Source organism: Providencia sp. PROV188 (assembly GCF_027595165.1).
In the GTDB taxonomy this organism is placed as follows: Bacteria; Pseudomonadota; Gammaproteobacteria; order Enterobacterales; family Enterobacteriaceae; genus Providencia; species Providencia lanzhouensis.
Genome location: NZ_CP097291.1, coordinates 2428670 through 2453503 on the forward strand (window position 1 = coordinate 2428670; position 24834 = coordinate 2453503).

The following is a 24834-nucleotide window of genomic DNA, read 5'->3' on the forward strand; positions in this document are numbered from 1 at the left end:
AACAAAATATTTTTTTCTATACAAACAAGACGAGTTAGCAAATAAATCCTTAATTATCAATCTGTTATGCAAATTGATAGCCAGTGAATATCACCGAGTAAACTCAGGTGAAAGAGCACATCGCAAGACAATTCACTAAAAACCAACCACTTTCCCGCCAATAAATCCAAAAATAAAGGAAATAAACAGAATAATTTAACACTGTAACAAAGTTAATCGTTTCACGATAACATTGGTAGTTTTTTGAGTCAAAAACCACATTAAGTGAGCATTTTCTGTAAAAGAAAGTAAAAAATATGTGTTTTACATATGTAACTATTTTGCAACATAAAACATCAATAACTTACATTTTTGAACCGCATGCTACAAATTAATTAAACGCTATATTTTTAAAGTAACTTAGTGAATTTAATGCACCCACATATTCAACATAACAAAACATTAACGTTAAGGAAGCCGAACATTCACTTTACTTGATGAATATCACAAAAATATGAACATTACTGATTATCGATAATCTTATTTTAATATTATGAATACATGAACACTCAGAAATTATTGAACTTTAAGATTATCAAAACGTGAATAGCTAGAATTATTCACTAATATACTACTTTGAAGATATTCTTTTACTGTAATATCAATGAAAGTTTTGTTTGTTATTTCTTTAATATCATCTAAGAATATTCTTAATAATTTATTTAATCCAAACCAACATAAGGCTGTTCATGGGTATCGCATAATTTAGTTTCTAACGCAGTTACATTACCGCCATAGTTTTAAATAAAAATTCATTTCAGATAAAACTATTAATGCATTAATCCTTTAACATCTCCATTTAGGTAATTTCACTTAAGGCGTTAACATTCTTTATTTTTATTAACTAGATTTTGATTTTAACCAAATTGAGACTTATTCAATGCAAGGAAAAATCTCGTTATCGTTTCATTGAATATATTGATTCATAAAAAAAACAAAAGTTTATATTAATAATATAATGGTCAATATAACGCCATATTCAATCTTAATAGGAATAATACTTAATGAGTAATATGAATATTTAAGCAAAATCAACGAAGGATCATAGAGAGAGGATGATGAAAATTTATTGAATGTAACTATACGCAAATTAACTAAAATCAGTAAGTTATATCTTCAATTGACGTTTTTAGAGAGGCGCTTTTTGAGAATGATGAAGTGGTGGGCGATAGCGGGCTCGAACCACTGACCCCCTCCTTGTAAGGGAGGTGCTCTACCAACTGAGCTAATCGCCCACTTCATGACGCTGTACTTGATGGTGGGTCGTGCAGGATTCGAACCTGCGACCAATTGATTAAAAGTCAACTGCTCTACCAACTGAGCTAACGACCCATATTCAAGTATCTGTACTGCTTGAATGACTTATTTCATTTAGATGGTGGGTCGTGCAGGATTCGAACCTGCGACCAATTGATTAAAAGTCAACTGCTCTACCAACTGAGCTAACGACCCATCTGTATTTCTGAATTGTTTTTAATGCAAGAAAAGATGAAGTGGTGGGCGATAGCGGGCTCGAACCACTGACCCCCTCCTTGTAAGGGAGGTGCTCTACCAACTGAGCTAATCGCCCACTTCATAATAACCACATTGTCATAAATAATTGGTGGGCGATAGCGGGCTCGAACCACTGACCCCCTCCTTGTAAGGGAGGTGCTCTACCAACTGAGCTAATCGCCCAATCATTTATGTTTTCATCGTCAACGGTGGTGGGCGATAGCGGGCTCGAACCACTGACCCCCTCCTTGTAAGGGAGGTGCTCTACCAACTGAGCTAATCGCCCCGTCGTCGATGGAGGTGCATTATAGGGATACTGCGTTCTGAGTCAACGGTTTTTGAATAGATTTTTTCTGTTCGTTGCAAAAATAATCAAGATGTTTTAATTATCACCTAAGAAGTACCCTTTTTAATCAATTAACTACATTATCCTACTAAATTTTATTAGAAAAAAATCATCCGAAGCTCACCAGACTAAAAATTTCAGCGGTTATTTTCCCAATTTGATGATTTTCTTTATCTGTATAGAGAGAAGCAGATTGAGGATTCACTACAGGGTGATAGAATAGAGGAACTTTTAGCAATGCTTACGATGAACATAAGCGCATAAGAAACAACGTTTCGCAATTAAGGCAATCTCGATGAGTAAAATCAAAACCCGTTTTGCACCAAGCCCAACTGGCTACTTGCACGTTGGTGGTGCTCGTACCGCCCTGTATTCCTGGTTATATAGTCGCCACAATCAGGGCGAATTTGTCCTGCGTATTGAAGACACCGACTTAGAACGTTCAACTCAGGAAGCTATCGACGCCATTATGGACGGTATGAACTGGTTGAATTTAAATTGGGATGAAGGTCCTTACTATCAAACTAAGCGTTTCGACCGCTACAATGCGGTAATTGATACCATGTTAGAAGCAGGTACCGCTTACCGCTGCTACTGCTCTAAAGAGCGTTTAGAAGCGTTACGCGAAGAACAAATGGCAAAAGGCGAAAAACCTCGCTATGACGGTTGTTGCCGTGACCATGAACATAACCACACTGCGGCAGAACCGCATGTTGTTCGCTTCCGTAACCCACAAGACGGTTCTGTAATTTTCAATGACACCATTCGTGGTCCAATTGAATTTAGCAACCAAGAGCTGGATGACTTAATCATCCGTCGTACCGATGGTTCTCCAACTTACAACTTCTGTGTCGTTATTGATGACTGGGATATGGAAATTACCCACGTCATTCGTGGTGAAGACCATATCAATAACACCCCTCGCCAAATCAACATTCTCAAAGCATTAGGCGCGCCAGTGCCTGAATATGCTCACGTTTCGATGATTTTAGGTGATGATGGTAAAAAACTGTCTAAACGCCATGGCGCTGTTAGCGTTATGCAATATCGCGATGACGGTTACCTGCCACAAGCACTATTAAACTATTTAGTACGCTTAGGCTGGTCACACGGCGACCAAGAGATCTTCTCAATTGAAGAAATGAAAGAATATTTTTCTCTTGATGCTATCAGCAAATCAGCGAGTGCATTCAACACTGAGAAATTACAGTGGCTGAACCATCACTACATCAATACTCTGCCAGCTGAAGAAGTGGCAACCTACCTTGCATGGCATATCGAACAGCAAAATATCGACACCAGCACAGGTCCACAGTTAGTTGAGTTAATCAAATTACTGGGTGAGCGCTGTAAGACACTGAAAGAAATGGCGGAATCTTGCCACTACTTCTATCAGGACTTTGAAGAGTTTGATGCTGATGCAGCGAAAAAACACTTACGCCCAGTTGCACGTCAGCCATTAGAAGTGGTGAAAGACAAATTAATCGCTATTTCCGATTGGACGGCCGAGAATGTCCATCAAGCGATTGAAGCGACCGCGGCTGAATTAGATGTGGGTATGGGTAAAGTGGGAATGCCTTTACGTGTAGCGGTAACTGGTGCAGGCCAATCACCTGGGTTAGATGTTACCGTTCATGCTATCGGTCAGGCTCGTTCTGTAGCTCGTATCGAAAAAGCATTAGCGTTTATCGCAGAACGCGAAGCATCCGCACAATAATTTTCTAAATTAAGAAGCCTTTCTATTTTACTGCCTCTTAACTTAAGAGGCAGTTTGCTTTTCAGCTCCCGCATTAAATGGGAATTGATTGCAAAATGTTCTATATTTCAGCAGTTAAACCCGAAAAACATATTAATATATTGACACTCCAATCGAGCTTGAATATGATGCCTCCCGTCCAAAAGATTTTGTTTGGGGCTATAGCTCAGCTGGGAGAGCGCTTGCATGGCATGCAAGAGGTCAGCGGTTCGATCCCGCTTAGCTCCACCATCTAAAAACCAGTTTAGATGGCTGAATTTCATAACAAAAGACTACGTTTGGGGCTATAGCTCAGCTGGGAGAGCGCTTGCATGGCATGCAAGAGGTCAGCGGTTCGATCCCGCTTAGCTCCACCAAACTCTTTCTTATCTCCCTTTAATTCACTCTTTCCTTTTCCAAATTCTATTTGCAGTTTATCTTAATAATTTAGCCTAACTCACTTTCCCCTACTGTACCGTCTATTCACATTTGATTTACTCATATATAATTAGCTTATAATTTTATTTAAATAGAATTATTCAGATGTCTCATCGCACATCGTCCCTATTCCATTTCAACTAGGTGAGTTATGCCACACATAGATGCCGATATCATTGTGATAGGAGCAGGCGTTTCAGGTTTATCAGTCGCAAATCAATTACAGTCACAACCCCCCCAACATAAAAAAGTCCTTATCTTAGAAGCACGCGACCGTCTTGGTGGGCGTATTCATACGCGTGAAATTGATAACCAATTTTATGATTTAGGCGCTTCTTGGATCCACGGTATTACCGACAATCCAATCAGTGCAATCGCACAACAGCACCATATTCAAACCGTTGTTTTCAATTACCAAGACGCTATTTTCTATAAAAAAAATGGCTTGGTTTTGTGTGAGAACGAAAAAGAGGCTTTTGAAGCGGGTCTTGACTATTTAATGGAACAGTTTGAAACCATTTCATCACCCTGCCAATTTAACAATGCAGCCGAAGCGTTAAATAGTTGGTTGCAAAGCCCTGAATTCCACCATTTATTGACAGTAGACCACCATGCAAGTCAATCCCTGTTTGAACAGCTACAAACAGGTTTACATGAGTTTTTTGAAGTTATCGCTGAAGATCCCTGTGCTTGCACATTAGAGACATTATCTCCCTATTTTTTACAACTTGAAGGCTTTTGTGAAGGCGATGAAGTGATCTTCCCTCGCGGATATTCCCAAATTATCGAAACGCTATCAAATGGGCTGGATATTCGCCTTAACCATCCAGTTGAACATATTCATTACTTAGATAATTATGTCACTATCACCACGCTTAATGGACAACAATTCAATGCCCATAAAGTCGTTGTCACCGTACCGCTAGGGGTGTTGAAGAAAAACAAAATTCATTTTACGCCTGCACTGCCTGAAAAAACTCAAGAAGCTATTCATCAGTTAGGTTTCGGTGTATTCAACAAGTTATTTGTCACCTTTGAACAGGCTTTTTGGCGTAAAAATTCACTCAACAACGTCAATAGTATGTATATTCATGAGTCTGATTATTGGCTAAATTTTATGGATGTAAGCGCGATTTACCAAAAACCAACGTTGCTGTTTTTATTTGGTGGGTTGTCCGCAAAATGGCTTGAAGAGTGTGATGAATACGCCGCATGGCATGAACTGCAACAATCGCTCAGTAAGGTATTTGATAATGTACCCGCACCTATACAGCTGATAAAAACCGAGTGGGAAAAAGATATTTACGCTTATGGCTCGTTTAGCTACCCCGCACCTAACTATTCAGCGGATCAAATTGCCCAATTAAAACAGCCTATTGATAACAAAGTTTTCTTTGCAGGAGAACATTTAGCACTATCAGGAGCTGGTACCGTACACGGTGCTTATCAATCGGGTATAGATGCCGCCAACAGCCTGCTTAATACGCTTTAATTATCGATTAAGCCTCTAACCCTTACTTTCGTTTTAGGGGCTTAACAATGCTATCTAGCCCTTCTATCTTCAGCCCAAGAGTTATCTCCATCAATTCCCCTAATCGCCCTGCAGGAAACTCCCCTTTTTTATAAAACCACAGCAAGTATTCCTCAGGAAGATCAATCAGGACACAACCTTTATATTTACCAAATGGCATCGATGTATTGGCTATATCGAGTAAGTCTTGTTTTTCCATTTATCCGCTCTTGTTTTAGATATAAAAAAAACGGCATTCACTGAATGCCGTTTCTCACTGTAACACTTTTTATCGTAATAACTACAGGATTAATCCAACCACCGCAGCAGATAAGAAGCTTACCAGCGTTGAACCGTACAGTAATTTCAGACCAAAACGTGCAACGGTATTACCTTGTTTTTCATCTAACCCTTTAATAGCACCAGCAATAATACCGATGGAAGAGAAGTTAGCGAATGACACTAAGAATACAGATAAGATACCCACAGAGCGGTCAGATAAACCCGATGCTACGGCTTTTAAGCCATCCATTGCCACGAATTCGTTGGTCACCATTTTCACTGCCATGATACCGCCAACTTGTAACGCTTCATTCGCAGGGATACCTAACATCCAAGCAAATGGATAGAACACATAGCCCAGCATAGTTTGGAAGCTAACATTGAAAATAGCAGAGCAGATTCCGTTAACCATCGCAATCAGGGCGATAAAACCAATCAGCATCGCAGAAACGATAATCGCAACTTTAAACCCAGCAAGAATATATTCACCCAGCATTTCGAAGAAGCTTTGACCTTCATGCAGGCTGCGCATTTGGATCTCTTTTTCCCCTTCTGGTGGGTACGGGTTGATCAGCGATAACACCACGAATGTACCAAACATGTTTAAGACCAAAGCGGCAACCACATATTTTGGATCTAACATGGTCATGTATGCACCCACGATGGACATTGAAACGGTAGACATCGCCGTTGCCGCCATGGTGTACATTCTTCTTTCTGACATGCTGCCTAATTGGTCTTTATAGGCAATAAAGTTTTCTGACTGACCCAACAGTAATGAACTTACTGCGTTGAATGACTCAAGTTTACCCATGCCGTTTACTTTCGACAGCACCGTACCGATGATGCGGATAACGAAAGGCAGGACTTTAATGTGCTGTAAAATACCAATCAGTGCAGAGATAAAGATAATTGGACACAATACTTGTAGGAAGAAGAATGCTAAGTTGCCTTCAATCATTCCGCCAAAGATAAATTTGGTCCCTTCTGCCGCATAACCCAATAAATGGGTAAATACGCCAGCAACACCAAGAACGAAAGACTCACCGATACCTGATTTTAAGAACAGGTAAGCGAGTGCAATTTGGATCACAAGTAATTGAATAACATAGCGAGGGCGGATCCCTCTACGGTTACTACTCGCTAAAATAGCGAGAGCGCCGATGATGACGATGGATAAAATAAAGTGCAGGATCGAGGTCATATTTGACTCCAACAAAGTTACGAATCAGTCTATGCGCATATTCTATGTAATAGACAACATTTAAATGAGATTAACGTCACATTAATATGAAAACTGACTCAGCCTATCTTTCAAAAGTCACGACCAGATCACGTTTCATGAGTAACACATTAATAACAACTGTAAAAATGTTAGCCAGAAAATAAGAAATGCCATTATCACGACGGACGATAATGGCATTGCGCATTAAATATAGGTCACGATTAGATATTCAGCAAACGAATTAATTCTTCTTCATCAATGACTTTTATCCCCAATTCTGTCGCTTTCGCTAACTTTGAACCCGCCGCTTCACCGGCAATCACCAAGTCAGTTTTTTTCGATACACTACCCGCGACTTTCGCGCCTAAGGCAATCAATCTATCCTTAGCTTCATCGCGAGAAAGCGTTGACATCGATCCAGTAAGTACGATTGTTTTTCCAGCAAATGGGCTATCGATGTCAGCACTGTTAATCACTTTCACTTCAGGCCAGTGGATGTTCGCGATGGTCAGTAAATCATGAATAACTTGGCGATTGTGCTCTTCGCGGAAGAAATGCACCACATGTTTTGCCACCACTTCACCAATATCTTGAACGGTTTTCAGTGATTCTTCATCCGCCGCCATCACCGCATCTAATGATGCATAATGTGCTGCGAGGTTCGCCGCTGTCGCCTCACCCACTTCACGGATCCCTAATGCATAGATAAAGCGAGCCAGTGTCGTTTGTTTGGATTTTTCGAGCGCATCAATGAGTTTTTGTGCAGATTTCGGTCCCATTCGTTCTAGGCCGGTTAATTTACCCGCTGATAATTGATAGAGCTGCGCCGCATTTTTCACATATTCCGCGTCGACCAGCTGCTCAATAATTTTATCCCCCATCCCATCGACATCCATCGCACGGCGAGAAACAAAGTGTTTCAGTGATTCTTTTAATTGAGCGCCACAGGTTAACCCACCTGTACAGCGAGCCACCGCTTCCCCTTCGATACGCTCAATATCTGAATTACAGACTGGGCAATGGGTTGGGAACAGAATTTCACGACTATCCGCAGGGCGTTTATCCAGCACGACACTCACGATTTGAGGAATAACATCCCCTGCTCGGCGGATCACGACAGTATCCCCAATGCGAACACCCAAACGGTCAATTTCATCCGCGTTATGGAGTGTGGCATTACTCACCACAACACCCGCAACTTGCACTGGCTCTAATCGAGCCACGGGCGTAATCGCCCCTGTGCGCCCCACTTGGAACTCGACATCTTTTAGTAATGTGATTTGCTCTTGAGCTGGGAATTTAAACGCCGTTGCCCAGCGTGGTGCCCGGGAAACAAAACCTAATTCTTCTTGAGTGGCAATATCATTCACTTTAATCACGACACCATCGATATCAAAACCGAGCGTCGGGCGAATTTTTTCAACATGGTGATAGAAATCGAGCACTTGCTGGCAACCAACACGTAGCTGTACATGCTCACTCACTGGCAGCCCCCACGCTTTAAATTGCATCAAGCGCTCGTAATGGGTATCTGGCAATGTTTTGCCTTCCACCAGCCCTACACCATAGCAGTAGAAGGTTAATGGGCGTTTAGCGGTAATACGCGGGTCTAACTGGCGAAGGGAACCCGCCGCCGCATTGCGTGGGTTAGCAAAAATCTTACCATCCGTTTTACGCGCTTCTTCGTTCATGGCCTCAAAGCCTTTTTGAGGCATAAAAACTTCACCACGAATTTCAACACGGGCAGGAATATTATCCCCCCGTAAACGCAGCGGAATCGCTTTGATCGTGCGTACGTTAGCCGTGATATTTTCACCAACAGTACCATCACCACGGGTAGCGGCTTGAACTAACTCACCATTTTCATACAGCAAGCTGACGGCTAAACCATCTAATTTGAGTTCGCAGCAAAATGTTAATTCAGTGTGGTTATGCAGTCGGTCTTTCACGCGTTTATCAAATGCGAGATAGCTTTCTTCATCAAACACGTTATCTAAAGAGAGCATGGGAATTTCATGGCGAACTGTATCGAATGCAGCTAATGGTGCTGCACCCACACGCTGGGTTGGGGAATCTGTGGTGATCAGTTCTGGATGCTGCGCTTCCAGGCTTTTAAGTTCCTGCATCAGTTTGTCATATTCCACATCAGGAATTTCTGGCGCATCCATAACATGATAGAGGTATTCGTGATGGCGCAATTGTTGTTTTAGCGCGTCTATTTTTTGCGTGAGTGCGTCTGGGGTTTGTTTCGTCGTCATGTTTCACCAATAGATATAAAAAACCCCCTGAATCGGGGGTTTTAATTAACTTAATGTATTTCGAATTCTTGCATGATACACCTCTATTTTTTGAGGTGTCAGTATTTTTCGTTCATCATCCAACACAACACCACCTGCATCTGATGCAATACGTTGTGCCGCTTGGAGCATTAATTTAAAGTTCTGGCTAGCTTCACCATAAGACGGCACCATCATAAAGATAGAGACGCCCGGTGTGGTGAAATCAGACATAGCTTCTGGGTCAAATGATCCTGGTTTCACCATGTTTGCCAGACTAAATAATACTGGACCCGATCCCGCTGGATGAACGTGACGGTGGAAGATATTCATGGCACCGAACTGGAAGCCCGCTTGAAGAATACTTTGCAGCAATGCTTCACCTTCAAGAACCTGCCCGTGATGCGCTGCAACATGCAGTACCAGAACAATTTCTTTTTCACTTGCAACTGCCGCTTTTTCTACTGATGCACTTGGTGCTTCATGCTCTACTTCACTATGAGGTTGAGCCACAGGTTGTACCGCTTCTTGATGAGCAGAGACTTGTGGTACAGACTCTGGCTGTGCAGAAACATGGATTTTCGGCTCTGTATGAATGCGTACAGGTTCTGAAACATGCTCTTGTAAATCAGCTTCATCTGCCATATTAATCGTCAATTGCTCAGGGGCATGGCGATTATCAACATGTGGAGCAAACACAGGCTCAGAAGCTGTTGGTTTAACTGGCTTTGAAGCAGGCTGTGGTGAGTGCTCCGCAGTTAAATTAAACTCAGGCTCAGCGTCACGTTGAATTGTATGGGGTTGAGAGACAGGCTCAGCACGCGGCTCCTCTTTCACCATATAGATAGGCTGATCTTCAACAGCGGCTTTTTGTACCGGTTGATTTTCAGTAAACAGAGCAGAATCATCATATTCTGATGAACTTTCCTGCGTGTCATTCTTTCTACGTTTTACAGGTCTGTCGCGAAATAACTTAGAGCGCTCTTTACGGCTGGTCCATAAACCATGCAGTAATAAAGCGACAATGGCTATCGCACCTACGACCACTAATATTAGACGCAAATCCTGCATCGCTGCTATCTCTAGTTGATGAATAATGATGCCATCACGGCGGAAACTACCTTAAGATTATTTCTCAATTGCTCTAAGTGCAACCCTCAGAACGATTTTCTTACAAGAAAGAGAATATTCCGCCTTCGTTTGCTGCTTTTTTAAACAAAATTATCACTAGTCAGTGTAATTTCATACCTATATGATACATGCTCACCCGCAAAGGAGATAATAAGAAGTATGACCCAATCGACATTTTCGCCACAAAAAAATCACTCTGGTTTTTATTACTTTTCACAAGGGTGGCGACTAATCACTCGTCCTGGCATTAAGCGTTTTGTTATTTTACCCCTATTAGCAAACATTCTGCTGCTTGGTGGCGCTTTTTGGTGGTTATACAGCAAGCTTGGCGGATGGATTGAGCAGGTTATGAGCTACATCCCTAGCTGGCTACAATGGCTTGACTATCTGATTTGGCCTGTTGCCGTCATTTCTATCTTACTGATTTTCAGCTATTTCTTTAGCACGATTGCCAACATCATCGCGGCTCCGTTTAACGGCTGGCTATCAGAGCATTTAGAAGCTGAATTGACTGGTAAGCCTGCACCTGATACGGGAATGGCAGAATTGCTAAAAGATGTACCGCGCATGATTAAACGCGAATTTGTGCGAATTGCTTACTATTTGCCACGAGCCATCGTGTTATTGGTGCTGTTCTTTATTCCCGGTATTGGACAAACTGTTGCACCCGTTTTATGGTTCCTGTTCGGCGCTTGGATGATGTCTATTCAATATTGCGATTACCCATTTGATAACCATCGAGTTGGGTTTAACGACATGAAGCAAGCACTCTCAAAAGACCGAGTGAATAATGTTCAATTTGGTGGTGCCGTCAGCTTATTAATGATGATCCCAATTTTGAATTTAGTCATCATGCCGGTTGCAGTTTGTGGCGCAACCTTAATGTGGGTTGACCGTTATCGCGCTCGTTATGCTCGCTATTAGCCCTCATCAAAACTAACGCTTTCTAGGGATATGCAGGTACCTATCTGCATATCCTTCTCCACTGCTCCTACTCTCAAATTCGCCCGATATCAAACATTCCATCTTAGTTATAATAATGCAATTTTAAATAACCCATGGTTATATTCTAGCGTTAAATCATATTTGCAATAATCAGATGTTCGAGTATGTTGAATTCATATTCAATTTTGAAAACACACCTAATTCTTGGCTAACCGTTAATTTTAAGGATGTCCCATGAGCAAAATTTATGAAGATAATTCGTTGACCATTGGAAATACTCCATTAGTGCGTTTACAGCATTTTGGCAACGGTAATATTTTGGCAAAAGTGGAATCTCGTAACCCAAGCTTCAGCGTGAAATGCCGTGTGGGCGCGAACATGATTTGGGATGCAGAGAAAAAAGGCATCCTGACAAAAGATAAAGAACTGGTTGAGCCAACAAGCGGAAATACGGGGATTGCCCTCGCTTACGTGGCCGCGGCTCGTGGTTATAAACTAACGCTGACCATGCCAGAAACCATGAGCGTAGAACGCCGTAAACTTCTAAAAGCCCTTGGCGCTAATTTAATCCTGACTGAAGGCGCCAAAGGTATGAAAGGCGCTATTGCGAAAGCGGAAGAAATCGTCAACAGCAACCCAAGTAAGTATCTGCTATTACAGCAATTTAGTAACCCAGCCAACCCAGCCATTCACGAGAAAACGACCGGGCCTGAAATATGGAATGATACTGATGGCAACGTGGATGTCGTTGTTTCTGGTGTTGGAACTGGCGGGACTATCACAGGTATTGGACGCTATTTAAAGCAGACAAAAGGGAAAAAAGATGTGGTGATGGTTGCCGTTGAACCCGCAACTTCCCCAGTAATCACTCAAGCTCTTGCGGGTGAAGAAATTAAGCCGGGCCCCCATAAAATCCAAGGAATCGGTGCTGGCTTTATCCCTGGCAACTTAGACCTTTCTATTATTGATAAAGTCCTGCAAGTTACTGATGACGAAGCAATTTCAACCGCTCGTGAGTTAATGGAAAAAGAAGGTATTCTGGCGGGTATTTCTTCGGGTGCTGCGATTGCGGCAGCCGCTAAACTTGCTGCACTACCAGAATATAAAGACAAAAATATTGTGGTCATTCTTCCGTCTTCAGGAGAGCGTTACTTATCCACCGCACTGTTTGCAGATATTAATGCCGAATAATGATTGTTAGGTTAACATTACGTTAAAAAAGCACCAATTAGGTGCTTTTTTTGTGGGTGAGATCATAGATTAGCACGGATTGGGATGATTTATTATCCGGCATTTAGTATTAAACATAGTAATTATTTCACACCTCGAAATTAATCATTTTTTAGTCACTCATCTATTGAATGGCAAAATACCCACTAAAAGCGTTGTGTGAAATTTAAGCTAAATAAATGATAATTTGGTTGATACCAAACAAAGTAGAAAACCAAATGAATCGTTGATAATCTAAATTATACGCATGCTCAGCATATTTCATCTACAATAGGCTGTGTCATCATAAAAATCTTAAAATCACTGAGGAAATATTATGTTCCAGCAAGAAGTTACTATTACAGCACCTAACGGTTTACATACTCGTCCTGCGGCTCAATTCGTTAAAGAAGCAAAAGCGTTCACTTCAGACATTACTCTGAGTTCAGGCGGCAAGTCAGCTAGCGCAAAAAGCCTGTTCAAACTACAAACATTAGGTTTAACCCAAGGCACCGTAGTCACCATTTCTGCTGAAGGTGAAGATGAGCAACAAGCAGTTGAATTTTTAGTTAAACTGATGGGCGAATTAGAATAACGTTTCACTTTGCCATCTTGTTTTAACGTAATAATTCCCTGTCCCTGAATAATTTATTCGGGGACACCTGCTTAATCACTTATATCTACTGTTGTCTCTGCAACATCAAATCTCCTATCAGTAGTAAGGTAATATTATGATTTCAGGAATTTTAGTATCCCCAGGTTTTGCTTTTGGTCAGGCTCTCATCCTCAAAGAAGATCCTATTGTTGTCAGCACCCGTAAAATCACTGACGAGCAAATTGATAAAGAGATCCAAAACTTCATTGATGGACGTAACAAATCAGCTGAGCAGCTTAGCCTTATCAAAGATAAAGCAGAAAAAAATCTTGGTGCGGAAAAAGCTGAGATTTTTGAAGGTCATATCATGCTGCTGGAAGATGAAGAATTAGAGCAAGAAATTATTTCTCTCATCAAAGGCGATAAAAAAACCGCGGATGCGGCGGTTTACTCAGTCATTGAAGACCAAGCTCAAGCATTAGAAGCATTAGATGACGAATATCTGAAAGAGCGTGCCGCTGACGTACGTGACATTGGTAAACGCCTGCTCAGAAATATTCTTAATATGCCGATTGTCGATTTAAGCGCAATCACCGAAGAAGTTATTTTAGTTGCCCCTGATTTGACTCCATCCGAAACTGCTCAGTTAAACTTAGACAAAGTATTAGGTTTTATCACTGACCTCGGTGGTCGTACTTCCCATACCTCTATCATGGCTCGTTCACTGGAAATTCCTGCGATTGTCGGTACCACCGATGCGACCAGCAAAGTGAAAAGCGGTGATTTTATTGTATTAGATGGCGTGAACAACACCATTTACCTCAATCCATCTGAAAGCGAAATTGATAAGCTGAAAGCCTTCAGAAATGAATACCTACAAGAAAAAGAAGAGCTGGCGAAATTAAAAGATTTACCAGCAATGACCTTAGACGGTCATCAAGTTGAAGTCTGTGCAAACATCGGTACTGTGCGTGATGTCGCAGGTGCTGAGCGTAATGGCGCAGAAGGTGTGGGTCTATACCGCACTGAATTCTTATTCATGGACAGAGACGCTCTGCCAACAGAAGAAGAGCAATTCCAAGCGTATAAAGCTGTAGCAGAAGCCATGGGCAGCCAAGCAGTGATTGTACGTACAATGGATATTGGTGGTGATAAAGACTTACCTTACATGAACTTACCGAAGGAAGAGAACCCATTCCTTGGCTGGCGTGCAATTCGTATTTGTCTTGACCGCAAAGAAATTCTACACTCTCAATTAAGAGCTATTTTAAGGGCGTCTAAATTTGGTAAACTGCGTATCATGTTCCCGATGGTTATTTCTGTCGAAGAAGTTCGAGAACTGAAAGCAGAACTTGAGATGCTTAAAGAGCAGCTACGAGAAGAAGGCAAAGCCTTTGATGAAGCGATTGAAGTCGGTATTATGGTGGAAACGCCAGCTGCGGCAGTCATTGCACATCATTTGGCGAAGGAAGTTGATTTCTTTAGTATTGGGACGAATGATCTCACTCAATACACTTTAGCGGTTGACCGTGGTAATGAGCTGATTTCACACCTTTATAATCCGATGTCTCCAGCCGTCTTGAACTTGATTAAACAAGTGATTGACGCTTCTCACGCGGAAGGTAAATGGACGGGTATGTGTGGTGAATTAGCAGGTGATGAACGTGCGACCTTATTGCTGTTAGGCATGGGTCTGGACGAATTTAGTATGAGCGCAATCTCAATTCCTCGTATCAAAAAGCTTATTCGTAATGCGAATTTTGCAGATACTCAAGCGCTAGCGGAACAAGCACTTGCTCAACCAACAGCCGATGAATTGATGAAACTTGTCGATACCTTTATCCAAGAAAAAACGTTATGCTAACAGCAGCACATTAGTTCGGTCCCATATAAAACGATTAGGAGAAGGTCCATGGGTCTGTTTGACAAACTGAAATCACTAGTTTCGGAAGACAAGAGTAGCAGTGGCAATATTGAAATCATCGCGCCATTATCAGGCGAGATAGTCAATATTGAAGATGTACCAGACGTTGTGTTCGCAGAAAAAATTGTTGGTGACGGTATTGCTATCAAGCCTTCTGGCAACAAAATTGTGGCTCCGGTTGATGGTACAATCGGTAAAATCTTTGAAACTAACCATGCGTTTTCTATTGAATCTGATGATGGTATCGAACTGTTTGTTCACTTCGGTATTGATACTGTTGAACTCAAAGGCGAAGGCTTTAAACGTATCGCAGAAGAAGGTCAATCTGTGAAAAAAGGCGACGTTGTCATTGAGTTTGACTTAGCCCTGTTAGAAGAAAAAGCAAAATCAGTTCTGACTCCAGTTGTTATTTCAAATATGGACGAGATCAAAGAGCTGAATAAATTAAGCGGTACCGTGACTGTGGGTGAAACAGTCATTATGCGTATTAAGAAATAATTGCGCTAAACCTTAAAAAGCAGCTTAATAACAAACCACCAGCGACATTTTTGCCCTGGTGGTTTTTTGTTGGGTTCTATTTTCTAGACGTTCTATCAACAAACGTTTATTTATCAAAAACACCTGTCGACAAATAGCGGTCACCACGATCACAAATAATCGCCACAATCACGGCATGAGGATTCTCTTTTGCTACTCGTAACGCACCCGCTACCGCACCACCTGAACTTACGCCACAAAAAATACCTTCACGTTTTGCTAAAGCGCGCATCGTGTCTTCAGCTTCTTGCTGATTAATATCGAGTACAGTATCCACTAATTCGCTGTCAAAAATCCCCGGTAAATATTCTGGAGACCAACGGCGAATCCCTGGGATTTGGCTCTTTTCAGCGGGTTGTAAGCCCACAATTTCCACATCTTGTGATTGGCTTTTTAAGTAACGACTCACGCCAGTGATGGTGCCTGTTGTCCCCATACTAGACACAAAATGGGTAATTCGCCCTGCTGTTTGTTGCCAGATCTCGGGTCCTGTAGTTTTAAAATGGGCTAAAGGGTTATCAGGGTTATTAAATTGGTCTAAAACCTTCCCTTCGCCTCGCTTTGCCATCTCTTGAGCTAAGTCCCTCGCCCCTTCCATTCCTACTGTCGTACTCACTAAAATAAGTTCTGCACCATAAGCTTGCATAGACGCTTTACGCTCTTGGCTCATGTTATCTGGCATTAACAGCTTCAGTTTGTAACCTTTCACCGCAGCAATCATCGCTAAAGCGATCCCTGTATTGCCACTGGTGGCTTCAATAAGCGTATCTCCCGGTTTGATCTCCCCGCGTTTTTCGGCTTCGTTGATCATCGAAAATGCCGCTCTATCTTTTACTGAACCGGCAGGGTTATTTCCTTCAAGCTTTACCCAGATTTCAGCATCCAAACCTTCCGTTAGACGTTGCAAGCGAACCAACGGCGTATGACCAATAAACTGTTCCAACGTTGACACTGTGTTTTTCCTTATAATAATTTTTTATTGATTGATAATATAATTAACAATTAATTCTAAAATCAATCATCCCTTATTAATCTACGCGCTTTTAGCTAGAGAGGGGAAAAATAATGGCTCTTTACCCTGATAAATTTGTGTTTGTTGGCTGCCGAGGTAGTAATTTTCGCCCCTTGTAGGAACAGTACGCGCATCCTGCCATACCACGGACAAGGTTTCCTCACTCCAACCTAAAGGTTGCACCGTTAATTGCCAAAAATGGCCGCGAGGGCCTGATTCAATGATCCTTACTGGCAATTGGTGTTGTTCATCCCTTTCTTTCTGCAAACGAATATCCCAAGGGCGAATAAATACATCGACCTCCCCTTGCTGAGCACTAACCTGCGCGAGTGGGAAAGTAAAGTTCGCTATCTGCAACTGTGAACCGCGGATCTGTCCAGGGATTTTGTTAACCTCCCCCATGAATTCAAGCACAAAACGCGTTTCCGGTGATTGCCAAATTTCATTTGGAGTACCGACTTGTTCAATATGCCCTTGGCTCATCACGACTATGCGATCTGCAACTTCCATCGCTTCCTCTTGGTCATGAGTCACGAATACACTCGTGAATTTCAACTCTTCATGAAGCTGACGCAACCAACGACGTAATTCAATACGCACTTGCGCGTCTAGTGCACCAAACGGTTCGTCTAACAGCAAAATTTGCGGCTCTACCGCTAATGCTCTTGCCAATGCTACCCGCTGTTTTTGTCCACCAGAAAGCTGAGAAGGAAAACGCTCAGCCAAATGGGCTAATTGCACCATCTCAAGCAGCGCCATTGCTTTTTGCTTAATCGCTGCTTTTGAGGGTCGCTGTTTTCGAGGTAATACCGTCAAACCAAACGCCACATTCTCGAATACCGTCATATGGCGAAATAGCGCATAATGCTGGAAAACGAAACCGACATGCCTATCTTTCGCATGGACTTGGCTTACATCTTGACCATGGAAACGTAACGAACCGTGGCTTTGTTGCTCTAGCCCCGCAATAATCCGCAACAAGGTGGTTTTCCCAGAGCCAGATGGCCCCAACAATGCCACCATTTCCCCTGAGCCGATATCCAATGAGATATTGTTCAGCACTGATGTTTTACCAAACAATTTACCAACATGATTAATTTCAATACTCATAATTAATGGACTCCTGACTCAGTTTGCTGCCGGCTTAAATGCCATTGCAAAGCACTTTTCACAATCAAGGTAATAATCGCTAATAACGCTAAAATAGCCGCAGCCGTGAACGCACCTACCGTATTGTAATCTTGATGAAGCAACTCAACTTGCAGAGGCAATGTGTAAGTTTCACCACGAATAGCGCCCGATACCACAGACACCGCACCAAATTCGCCAATGGCACGCGCATTGGTTAATACCACGCCATAAAGCAGCGCCCAGCGAATATTTGGCAGAGTGACTCGCCAAAACATTTTCCAACCTGACGCACCCAATAATGTTGCTGCTTCGTCCTCTTGGCTTCCCTGACTTAGCATCAATGGCACTAGCTCCCTGACGACAAATGGGCATGTCACAAAAATAGTCACTAACGCCATTCCCGGCCATGAAAACATCACCTGAATATCAAAGCCTTCTAACCAGCCACCAAACCAACTATTCGAACCGTAAAAGAGTAAATAGAGTAGCCCTGCCACGACCGGCGAAACCGCAAAAGGAATATCAACTAAGGTCAATAACAACTGGCGCCCTGGAAACTGAAAACGCGTCACCAACCACGCCAACATCACGCCAAAAACCAAGTTAACAGGCACTGTGATCAACGCGATAAGAATCGTTAACCCGATGGCATGGAGCATGTCTGGGTTGCTTAAGTTGACGAGTACTTCACCTAATCCCTTCTCAAATGCCGTGATAAAAATCCAGATAATTGGCACCACCAGCAGCAATACCGAGAAAAATAGCCCAATTCCAATGAGTGCCCATTTTCCCCAGTTGATATTTCTGCGTTGAGTGACTGGAAATGGTGTGACTTGTCCCATTAATGCCCCCCTAAGCGTTTACCAAAGCGGCTTTGGATTACATTCACCGTGAATAAAAGAAGCAGTGATACCGCTAAAATTACCGAGGCAATCGCACTAGCGGCAGGGTAATCAAACTGCTGCAATTGGCTGAAAATCATTAAGGAGACCACCTCCGTTTGCCACGCAATGTTTCCGGCGATAAAAATAATCGCCCCAAATTCACCAAGGCTGCGTGTAAAAGATAAAACGGTTCCCGCTATTAGTGCAGGAGAAACTTCAGGTAATACAACACGGCGGAACGTTTGCCAGCGTGTTGCACCTAGCGTTTGTGCAGCTTCTTCGTATTCAGGCCCTAACTCTTCCAGTACAGGCTGAACCGTTCTGACCACAAAAGGAATGCTGGTAAAAGCCATCGCGACGGCGATACCTAACCAAGTATTTACCACTTTGATATCGAACTGATGCAGATACTGTCCATACCAGCCCGATGTGGCAAATAAGGTCGCAAGAGTCAGCCCAGCGACCGCCGTAGGAAGCGCGAAAGGTAAATCCACCAATCCATCTAGGAACAAGCGACCAGGAAAGCGATAACGCGTTAAAATCCATGCCAGCAACATGCCAAAAACCGCATTAAATAGGCTTGCGACCAGAGCCGCCAATAAAGTTACTTTATAAGCAGCAACCACTTGAGGGTAACTGATCACAGCCCAATACTGCTGCCATGTCATATCGGAAAGCTGCACCACGAGAGCGCTTAAAGGCAATAACAAAATCAAACAGACGAAAAACAAGCTACTACCTAACGTCAGTCCGAAACCGGGTAAAAACCGCTTTCCTGATTTACGCATTAACGACGACCTTGTTCCATAAGTTGATCAAATTCCCCTCCCGTCGAAAAGTGGTCATTCATCACATTGTTCCAATTGCCAAATTGTGATTCCACCGTAAACAGCTGAGTTGACGGGAATTTGCTTTTATTCGCTTCCATCACCTGTTTGTCATTCACGCGGTAATTAAAGCGAGTAATAATATTTTGTGCCTCGGGGGTGTAGAGGTAATTTAAGTAGGCTTTTGCCGCTTTTTCTGTGCCATTTTTTTGCACATTTTTGTCAATCCACGCGACTGGGAATTCCGCCAAAATATCGACCGGAGGCACAATCACTTCGTAGTCGGATTCGCCATATTGGCTACGAATGTTATTCACTTCAGACTCAAAGCTAATTAAAACATCCCCTAACCCTCGCTCGATAAATGAGGTTGTTGCACCACGACCGCCCGTATCAAACACTTCAACGTTTTTCAGGAATTGCTGCATTTTTTCGCGTGTTTTAGGGCTATCTTTACCATTTTCTTGGTTAAATGCTCCCCATGCTGCAAGGTAGGTATAGCGACCATTTCCCGACGTTTTGGGGTTTGGAAATACCAGTTTCACGTCACTGCGTGCAAGGTCGTCCCACGTTTTAATGCCTTTCGGATTGCCCTTACGAACTAAAAATGCCATTGTCGAATAATAAGGGGAGCTATTATTCGGTAAACGCGCTTGCCAATCTGCCGGGATTAATTGCCCTTTATCGTGGAGAATTTGCACATCAGTCACTTGGTTAAACGTCACCACATCCGCTTTTAGCCCTTGCAAAATGGCCAACGCTTGCTTCGATGAGCCCGCGTGAGACTGCTTGATTGTCAGTGGATCATTAGGGTTTTCCTGCGCCCACTGCTTTTCAAATTCAGGGTTTAACGCCGCAAATAGCTCTCTTGAAATATCATAGGAACTATTCAGTAATTCAGCCGCCGTCAGGGATGCGCTACTCATTAACGAAAACATCGCCAAACTCGCTAAGCCTGTATTTTTAAAAATTGATTTTTTCATATGATCCCTACTCGTGACTAAACCCAAACATAATCTAAAAAACAATGTATATGTTTTGGTTATAACTTTGTAGTTATCAATCATCTTTTGATATATCAAGTTGGAATAACAAAGAGGTTATAGCAATAAGCCATAAAATTCAGAGGAAATTTAAGATGTTAATGTAATGAGGAAGGTTCATTTAAGCCTAGAATAAAACGTTAAGAATAAACATGCATACTTGCCAAACCTAATTATAGTGTGTATCGTGTGTATGTCAGTTGGCGAGATGGAGGGATCTTGAAAAGTTCGGAGCTGATAAATATGTTAGAAAATAATGGATGGAAATTAGAGCGAGTTAAAGGGAGTCATCACCAATTTTCTCATCCAGACTTTTCAATTGTTATCACAGTCCCGCATCCTCGAAAGGATTTAAAGATAGGTACACTTAATCAAATCCTTAAAGCGGCTAAACTGAAACATTAATTAAAGACGCGCTCTTTTAACACGCTCCGAGCGCTATCTTTATGGAGACAAAACATGCTATACCCAGCCTTTATTGAAATTGATCATGATGGTAGTGCGAGTGGTTGGTTTCCAGATATTGAAGGTTGTACTTTTGCTGGCGACAATATTGAAAATGCTTACACTGATGCAAAATCAGCACTCGATGCCCACTTTGAATTATTAAGTGAAAAAGGGTTTGAAATTCCTGAGCCAAAATCTCAGCAAGAGCATCTAAATCGTACAAAAGATGAATATCAAAATGGTCTTTGGTTATTCGTTGATATCGACATGGATAAATATGATGGACGTGCAGAAAGGATTAATATTACGCTACCTCATCGCTTACTGCATCGTATTGATACGCTAGTTAAAGCCAATCCCGAGTATGGAAGCCGTAGTGGATTCATTGCTGCCGCAGCACGTAAAGAACTCCAAAAAACCGATCAGTAAACACTTTCAAGCTGCCGCTATCTGCGACAGCTTGAATTGTCTCGATAAGATTATAGGGATAATAATCTTTCAATTGATGGCGCGTAATAATAGCTACCAGAAACGGCTTTCGTCATACGCAGCAGATCATCATATTTACCATCAGTTTCACCAAACATGCTCAGTAATTGTTGTTCAATATTATGGATGGTTGCGCAGTAGGCAATAAAGAATAAACCGTGTTTACCGCTTGCTGTGCCGTATGGCAGGCTATGGCGCATAACGGAGAGCTCTTCGCCCTCTTCTTCAATCACTACGCGAGAAACGTGAGATGTTTTATTACGCGCATCTTCGTCTAATTCAACGCTATCGTGTTTAGTACGACCAATCATTTTCTCTTGTTCATGCTCAGAGAAACGAGACCATTTTTTCAGGTCATGCTCATAGCGTTGTACCATGACATAGCTACCACCAATGTCATCGCCTTGATTAATCAACGTCACTTCAGCAATTTCTTCGCCTTGAGGGTTTTCTGTACCATCAATGAAACCGCTTAAATCTCTATCTTCAACCCAACGGAAACCATGAATTTCTTCAACCACTTCAATGGATGAACCAAATGCTTTTAGCGCGGCTTGCGCCAGAGAAAAGTTAATATCATGACGTAATGATTGAATATGAATAAACATATCGCGCTGAGTCGCAGGCGCTAGTCCTTTGCCGAGCGTGCGAAATGGCTTTAATTCTGGTGAAACAGCTGAGTGTCCGAGCTGCTTCCAAACATCTGAACCAAATGCAATCACAGCACCAAGACGATCATCAGGGAATTTTGCTTGTAGTTTGGTTAATTCATCAACAAAAATCTTGCACCCTGATTTCACCTCTTCGAGCGACCCGGTCACCATGGCTTCAATAAAAATACCAAAACGACTATGTTCCTTCAAAATACCACTTTGGGAATGAGACATGCATAAACCCCTTAGAATGAATAAATTACACAAACCTATACTTTAAATTAGTTTATCGCATTAATAATGATTTTCACCTTGTTTTAACGCAAGAGTTGGCCAGTCTAGGAAATATTAGAAGGGTCTGACGAGAGAAAAGAATAAATAGCAATATTATCAGTAGATTATAACCGTAAGTTATTGCCTATTAAATCGAATAACTTACGGCCTTTTGTCCAAAATTTTAGCTAAGTAACTTATTTATGCCAAATAATTTGCGACACTTTCCATGTTTTCAACACTTCATCGGCCGGCATTAAATTCTCAGGACCTTGCCATTTTCCGCTGAATTTATAAACCACTTTGCTACTTTGCGGTGCAACACACAGTACTGTCGGTACATTATCAACCGCTTCCCCTAAGGAACATGATCCGTAGGCCTTCTGGTAAATGTCGCTAAACTCAGTACCAATTTGGGTATCCCATTCAGTGAGCATATCAGGATCATTCACGACAATACTAGATACGGTGCCTTTTTCAGGACCAAAGACTTCGACTTCAACGTCTAAATCTTTCATAGCTTGAAACACCGAAACCATTTCTCCATTTTCAAGCTGCATGCCACCACGTATGGCATAGCGGTCATCAAGTTGATTATTAATCACATCACGTTCCATTGGCGTCAGACTTGTGATTGCCCCCACGCCCGCTTCTGAAATCATTAGAGGGCTATGAAACCATGTGGATGGTGAAAATAGGCTTTTACCAGCACAACCCGATAGCATCACCGCGCCACCAAGTAGAGAAACTTTAAATAGGGTTACGAATACGTTTTGGGACATATCATCCTCTTTAGCGGGTCATATAATGCATACTGAGACCGTCCATTTCATAAAAGATTCACGCTGTTTAGCCAAACCTTCAAGAAAATAATCACCAGCAGTTTAGAAATCCACTTCGTGAGTCAATCTTTTTGAATAGATCAAACGCTCAGCTTGCTCTTCTTCATACAACATTTTTTCAAACATGCAGATTGCCGAATCAGACTCTTCGTTGACCAACAATTCGATTCTGCCACAACCACGGGCAATCAATTTTTTCTCTAAACGACTCACTAACGCATTAGCAATACCGCGCCCGCGAAATTCAGGATGTACAGCTAAATACACAGCGGTACCACGAATTCCATCGTAGCCCCCCATAATGGTTCCGACCACTTCACCCGATACCTCGGCGACAAGGAAAAGATCGGCACCGCACTGTAGTTTACGCTCAATATCTAATTCAGGATCACCTGAAATTTCATTCAATTGACAGCGTTCCCACAGCGTAAGCACCTCTTCATAATCATTTTGGCGAAATATGCGTATTTCCATCATCTTGTCCGTTTGAGCTAAACTGTCTGCCATTATCACTGCTTTTGATACACAATCAATAATCAATATGCCTTTTTTACCTCAACGGGGTATACTTTACCCAATTTATTTCTCCCGACGGTTCTATTAAAAAACAATGAATTACCCAGATATTGAACGCATAAAAGCCTATTTGCAAAGCTTGCAAGATACCATCTGCCAAAAAATCACAGAATTAGATGGCAAAGAAACCTTCCTTGAACAAACTTGGGAACGTGCTGAAGGCGGTGGTGGACGCAGCCGAGTTTTAACCCACGGCGCACTTTTTGAACAAGCTGGCGTGAATTTCTCACATATCAAAGGTGAAAAAATGCCTGCTTCAGCGACAGCACATCGCCCGGAGTTAGCAGGACGTAGCTACCAAGCCATGGGCGTTTCATTAGTTATCCACCCTCTCAACCCTTATGTACCGACCACACATGCCAATGTGCGCTTTTTCATTGCTGAAAAAGAAGGTGCCGACCCCGTGTGGTGGTTTGGTGGTGGTTTCGATTTGACCCCCTATTATGGATTTGAAGAGGATGCTGTCCATTGGCATACCGTCGCTAATGAACTTTGTACGCCTTACGGAACGGAGGTTTACCCTAAATACAAGCAGTGGTGTGATGACTATTTCTTCTTAAAACATCGCAATGAGCCTCGTGGCATCGGCGGATTATTTTACGATGACCTTAACCAATGGGACTTTGAGTCTTGTTTTGCATTCACGCAAGATGTCGGCAATGGCTTTTTACAAGCTTATGTACCCATTGTCGAAAAACGTCGAGAAATCCCATGGGGTGAGCGTGAACGCCAATTCCAACTTTATCGTCGCGGACGCTATGTAGAATTTAACCTTGTTTGGGATAGAGGCACACTCTTTGGCTTGCAAAGTGGCGGGCGCACAGAGTCCATTTTGATGTCTATGCCGCCATTAGTACGTTGGGAATATGACTACCATCCAGAAGCCGGTAGCCCAGAAGCTAAGCTGTATACCGACTTTTTGATCACTGGTAAAGATTGGCTCACACACAATAAATAGTACAAACTTCTGT

At 42.3% G+C, this 24834-nt stretch carries 22 protein-coding genes and 8 tRNA genes; 12 read left to right on the forward strand and 18 right to left on the reverse strand.

Annotated features, from left to right (window positions below; genetic code table 11):
• Window positions 1–1198: 1198 nt before the first annotated feature.
• From M5X66_RS11110 to M5X66_RS11135, 6 genes are all read right to left on the reverse strand, one after another.
• A tRNA-Val gene (locus tag M5X66_RS11110) sits at window positions 1199–1274 on the reverse strand.
• A gap of 21 nt (window positions 1275–1295) precedes the next feature.
• Window positions 1296–1371, reverse strand: a tRNA-Lys gene (locus M5X66_RS11115).
• Window positions 1372–1415: 44 nt separating this feature from the next.
• Window positions 1416–1491: transfer RNA gene (locus M5X66_RS11120), tRNA-Lys, on the reverse strand.
• A 42-nt stretch (window positions 1492–1533) separates the two neighbouring features.
• Window positions 1534–1609, reverse strand: a tRNA-Val gene (locus M5X66_RS11125).
• A gap of 31 nt (window positions 1610–1640) precedes the next feature.
• Window positions 1641–1716 (reverse strand) — tRNA-Val (locus tag M5X66_RS11130).
• Between the two features lie 27 nt (window positions 1717–1743).
• Window positions 1744–1819 (reverse strand) — tRNA-Val (locus tag M5X66_RS11135).
• 355 nt (window positions 1820–2174) lie between these two features.
• Here M5X66_RS11135 and gltX point away from each other — a divergent pair.
• The 4 genes from gltX to M5X66_RS11155 all read left to right on the forward strand — a co-directional run bounded on the left by gltX (window position 2175) and on the right by M5X66_RS11155 (window position 5544).
• Window positions 2175–3596: a glutamate--tRNA ligase gene (gene gltX, locus M5X66_RS11140; protein ID WP_108478553.1), complete on the forward strand. Its 1422-nt coding sequence runs from the start codon at window positions 2175–2177 to the stop codon at window positions 3594–3596.
• 194 nt (window positions 3597–3790) lie between these two features.
• Window positions 3791–3866, forward strand: a tRNA-Ala gene (locus tag M5X66_RS11145).
• A 49-nt stretch (window positions 3867–3915) separates the two neighbouring features.
• Window positions 3916–3991: transfer RNA gene (locus M5X66_RS11150), tRNA-Ala, on the forward strand.
• Window positions 3992–4203: 212 nt separating this feature from the next.
• Window positions 4204–5544 (forward strand): flavin monoamine oxidase family protein, encoded by a 1341-nt coding sequence (locus tag M5X66_RS11155; RefSeq protein WP_132495524.1) that lies wholly within the window; start codon window positions 4204–4206, stop codon window positions 5542–5544.
• A 22-nt stretch (window positions 5545–5566) separates the two neighbouring features.
• Here the strand turns inward: M5X66_RS11155 and M5X66_RS11160 are convergent, their stop codons facing one another.
• The 4 genes from M5X66_RS11160 to zipA all read right to left on the reverse strand — a co-directional run bounded on the left by M5X66_RS11160 (window position 5567) and on the right by zipA (window position 10416).
• Window positions 5567–5782 carry a DUF3820 family protein gene (locus M5X66_RS11160; protein WP_108478551.1) on the reverse strand — a complete coding sequence of 72 codons (216 nt, stop codon included), beginning with the start codon at window positions 5780–5782 and terminating at the stop codon, window positions 5567–5569.
• 81 nt (window positions 5783–5863) lie between these two features.
• A complete protein-coding gene (locus M5X66_RS11165; protein ID WP_036949543.1) occupies window positions 5864–7048 on the reverse strand; it encodes a NupC/NupG family nucleoside CNT transporter in 1185 nt (394 codons plus the stop codon).
• 242 nt (window positions 7049–7290) lie between these two features.
• On the reverse strand, window positions 7291–9327 hold the full coding sequence (gene ligA, locus M5X66_RS11170; RefSeq protein ID WP_108478550.1) for an NAD-dependent DNA ligase LigA: 2037 nt from the start codon (window positions 9325–9327) through the stop codon (window positions 7291–7293).
• A 45-nt stretch (window positions 9328–9372) separates the two neighbouring features.
• A complete protein-coding gene (gene zipA, locus M5X66_RS11175; RefSeq protein ID WP_036949539.1) occupies window positions 9373–10416 on the reverse strand; it encodes a cell division protein ZipA in 1044 nt (347 codons plus the stop codon).
• Window positions 10417–10635: 219 nt separating this feature from the next.
• Between zipA and cysZ the strand changes: the two genes are divergently transcribed.
• The 5 genes from cysZ (at window position 10636) to crr (ending at window position 15647) form a co-directional block, all read left to right on the forward strand.
• Window positions 10636–11400 (forward strand): sulfate transporter CysZ, encoded by a 765-nt coding sequence (gene cysZ / locus M5X66_RS11180; RefSeq protein ID WP_036949537.1) that lies wholly within the window; start codon window positions 10636–10638, stop codon window positions 11398–11400.
• A gap of 255 nt (window positions 11401–11655) precedes the next feature.
• On the forward strand, window positions 11656–12612 hold the full coding sequence (gene cysK / locus M5X66_RS11185; RefSeq protein WP_270103533.1) for a cysteine synthase A: 957 nt from the start codon (window positions 11656–11658) through the stop codon (window positions 12610–12612).
• A 355-nt stretch (window positions 12613–12967) separates the two neighbouring features.
• Window positions 12968–13225, forward strand: coding sequence for a phosphocarrier protein Hpr (gene ptsH / locus M5X66_RS11190; protein ID WP_006658608.1), 258 nt, complete (start codon window positions 12968–12970; stop codon window positions 13223–13225).
• 136 nt (window positions 13226–13361) lie between these two features.
• A complete protein-coding gene (ptsI, locus tag M5X66_RS11195; protein WP_036949533.1) occupies window positions 13362–15089 on the forward strand; it encodes a phosphoenolpyruvate-protein phosphotransferase PtsI in 1728 nt (575 codons plus the stop codon).
• A 48-nt stretch (window positions 15090–15137) separates the two neighbouring features.
• Window positions 15138–15647: a PTS glucose transporter subunit IIA gene (gene crr / locus M5X66_RS11200; protein WP_006658610.1), complete on the forward strand. Its 510-nt coding sequence runs from the start codon at window positions 15138–15140 to the stop codon at window positions 15645–15647.
• Window positions 15648–15753: 106 nt separating this feature from the next.
• On the opposite strand, the gene cysM is transcribed toward crr, so the two are convergent.
• From cysM to M5X66_RS11225, 5 genes are all read right to left on the reverse strand, one after another.
• Entirely contained in the window at window positions 15754–16638 is an 885-nt protein-coding gene (gene cysM, locus M5X66_RS11205) for a cysteine synthase CysM (protein ID WP_108478548.1), read from the reverse strand.
• A gap of 81 nt (window positions 16639–16719) precedes the next feature.
• Window positions 16720–17808 carry a sulfate/thiosulfate ABC transporter ATP-binding protein CysA gene (gene cysA, locus M5X66_RS11210; RefSeq protein WP_036949529.1) on the reverse strand — a complete coding sequence of 363 codons (1089 nt, stop codon included), beginning with the start codon at window positions 17806–17808 and terminating at the stop codon, window positions 16720–16722.
• A 2-nt stretch (window positions 17809–17810) separates the two neighbouring features.
• A complete protein-coding gene (cysW, locus tag M5X66_RS11215) occupies window positions 17811–18671 on the reverse strand; it encodes a sulfate/thiosulfate ABC transporter permease CysW (RefSeq protein ID WP_036949527.1) in 861 nt (286 codons plus the stop codon).
• Window positions 18671–19501: a sulfate/thiosulfate ABC transporter permease CysT gene (gene cysT, locus M5X66_RS11220; RefSeq protein WP_036949525.1), complete on the reverse strand. Its 831-nt coding sequence runs from the start codon at window positions 19499–19501 to the stop codon at window positions 18671–18673. The genes cysW and cysT overlap by 1 nt, the downstream gene beginning before the upstream one ends.
• A complete protein-coding gene (locus tag M5X66_RS11225; RefSeq protein WP_036949523.1) occupies window positions 19501–20523 on the reverse strand; it encodes a sulfate ABC transporter substrate-binding protein in 1023 nt (340 codons plus the stop codon). Before M5X66_RS11225 ends, cysT begins: the two co-directional genes overlap by 1 nt.
• A gap of 279 nt (window positions 20524–20802) precedes the next feature.
• Here M5X66_RS11225 and M5X66_RS11230 point away from each other — a divergent pair, with 279 nt between their 5' ends.
• Both M5X66_RS11230 and M5X66_RS11235 read left to right on the forward strand, forming a co-directional pair.
• Window positions 20803–20988, forward strand: coding sequence for a type II toxin-antitoxin system HicA family toxin (locus M5X66_RS11230; protein WP_132495542.1), 186 nt, complete (start codon window positions 20803–20805; stop codon window positions 20986–20988).
• Window positions 20989–21042: 54 nt separating this feature from the next.
• A complete protein-coding gene (locus tag M5X66_RS11235) occupies window positions 21043–21459 on the forward strand; it encodes a type II toxin-antitoxin system HicB family antitoxin (protein ID WP_036949521.1) in 417 nt (138 codons plus the stop codon).
• Between the two features lie 50 nt (window positions 21460–21509).
• Here the strand turns inward: M5X66_RS11235 and M5X66_RS11240 are convergent, their stop codons facing one another.
• The 3 genes from M5X66_RS11240 to M5X66_RS11250 all read right to left on the reverse strand — a co-directional run bounded on the left by M5X66_RS11240 (window position 21510) and on the right by M5X66_RS11250 (window position 23761).
• A complete protein-coding gene (locus M5X66_RS11240; protein WP_036949519.1) occupies window positions 21510–22406 on the reverse strand; it encodes a Dyp-type peroxidase in 897 nt (298 codons plus the stop codon).
• A 236-nt stretch (window positions 22407–22642) separates the two neighbouring features.
• The gene (locus tag M5X66_RS11245) at window positions 22643–23227 is read right to left on the reverse strand and encodes an RpoE-regulated lipoprotein (protein WP_270103534.1); all 585 of its coding nucleotides are present in this window, start codon (window positions 23225–23227) and stop codon (window positions 22643–22645) included.
• Between the two features lie 102 nt (window positions 23228–23329).
• Window positions 23330–23761 carry a GNAT family acetyltransferase gene (locus M5X66_RS11250; RefSeq protein ID WP_036949558.1) on the reverse strand — a complete coding sequence of 144 codons (432 nt, stop codon included), beginning with the start codon at window positions 23759–23761 and terminating at the stop codon, window positions 23330–23332.
• A 136-nt stretch (window positions 23762–23897) separates the two neighbouring features.
• On the opposite strand from M5X66_RS11250, the gene hemF reads away from it, so the two are divergent.
• Complete coding sequence (gene hemF, locus M5X66_RS11255; RefSeq protein ID WP_036949516.1) at window positions 23898–24821, forward strand: oxygen-dependent coproporphyrinogen oxidase; 924 nt, start codon at window positions 23898–23900, stop codon at window positions 24819–24821.
• Window positions 24822–24834: the final 13 nt, after the last annotated feature.

Excerpts from the sequence above, each read along its gene's own strand:
- gltX (WP_108478553.1), top strand. The coding sequence starts at position 2,175 with ATGAGTAAAATCAAAACCCGTTTTGCACCAAGCCCAACTGGCTACTTG.
- M5X66_RS11155 (WP_132495524.1), top strand. The coding sequence starts at position 4,204 with ATGCCACACATAGATGCCGATATCATTGTGATAGGAGCAGGCGTTTCA.
- M5X66_RS11160 (WP_108478551.1), bottom strand. The coding sequence starts at position 5,782 with ATGGAAAAACAAGACTTACTCGATATAGCCAATACATCGATGCCATTT.
- M5X66_RS11165 (WP_036949543.1), bottom strand. The coding sequence starts at position 7,048 with ATGACCTCGATCCTGCACTTTATTTTATCCATCGTCATCATCGGCGCT.
- ligA (WP_108478550.1), bottom strand. The coding sequence starts at position 9,327 with ATGACGACGAAACAAACCCCAGACGCACTCACGCAAAAAATAGACGCG.
- zipA (WP_036949539.1), bottom strand. The coding sequence starts at position 10,416 with ATGCAGGATTTGCGTCTAATATTAGTGGTCGTAGGTGCGATAGCCATT.
- cysZ (WP_036949537.1), top strand. The coding sequence starts at position 10,636 with ATGACCCAATCGACATTTTCGCCACAAAAAAATCACTCTGGTTTTTAT.
- cysK (WP_270103533.1), top strand. The coding sequence starts at position 11,656 with ATGAGCAAAATTTATGAAGATAATTCGTTGACCATTGGAAATACTCCA.
- ptsH (WP_006658608.1), top strand. The coding sequence starts at position 12,968 with ATGTTCCAGCAAGAAGTTACTATTACAGCACCTAACGGTTTACATACT.
- ptsI (WP_036949533.1), top strand. The coding sequence starts at position 13,362 with ATGATTTCAGGAATTTTAGTATCCCCAGGTTTTGCTTTTGGTCAGGCT.
- crr (WP_006658610.1), top strand. The coding sequence starts at position 15,138 with ATGGGTCTGTTTGACAAACTGAAATCACTAGTTTCGGAAGACAAGAGT.
- cysA (WP_036949529.1), bottom strand. The coding sequence starts at position 17,808 with ATGAGTATTGAAATTAATCATGTTGGTAAATTGTTTGGTAAAACATCA.
- cysW (WP_036949527.1), bottom strand. The coding sequence starts at position 18,671 with ATGGGACAAGTCACACCATTTCCAGTCACTCAACGCAGAAATATCAAC.
- cysT (WP_036949525.1), bottom strand. The coding sequence starts at position 19,501 with ATGCGTAAATCAGGAAAGCGGTTTTTACCCGGTTTCGGACTGACGTTA.
- M5X66_RS11225 (WP_036949523.1), bottom strand. The coding sequence starts at position 20,523 with ATGAAAAAATCAATTTTTAAAAATACAGGCTTAGCGAGTTTGGCGATG.
- M5X66_RS11235 (WP_036949521.1), top strand. The coding sequence starts at position 21,043 with ATGCTATACCCAGCCTTTATTGAAATTGATCATGATGGTAGTGCGAGT.
- M5X66_RS11240 (WP_036949519.1), bottom strand. The coding sequence starts at position 22,406 with ATGTCTCATTCCCAAAGTGGTATTTTGAAGGAACATAGTCGTTTTGGT.
- M5X66_RS11245 (WP_270103534.1), bottom strand. The coding sequence starts at position 23,227 with ATGTCCCAAAACGTATTCGTAACCCTATTTAAAGTTTCTCTACTTGGT.
- M5X66_RS11250 (WP_036949558.1), bottom strand. The coding sequence starts at position 23,761 with ATGGAAATACGCATATTTCGCCAAAATGATTATGAAGAGGTGCTTACG.
- hemF (WP_036949516.1), top strand. The coding sequence starts at position 23,898 with ATGAATTACCCAGATATTGAACGCATAAAAGCCTATTTGCAAAGCTTG.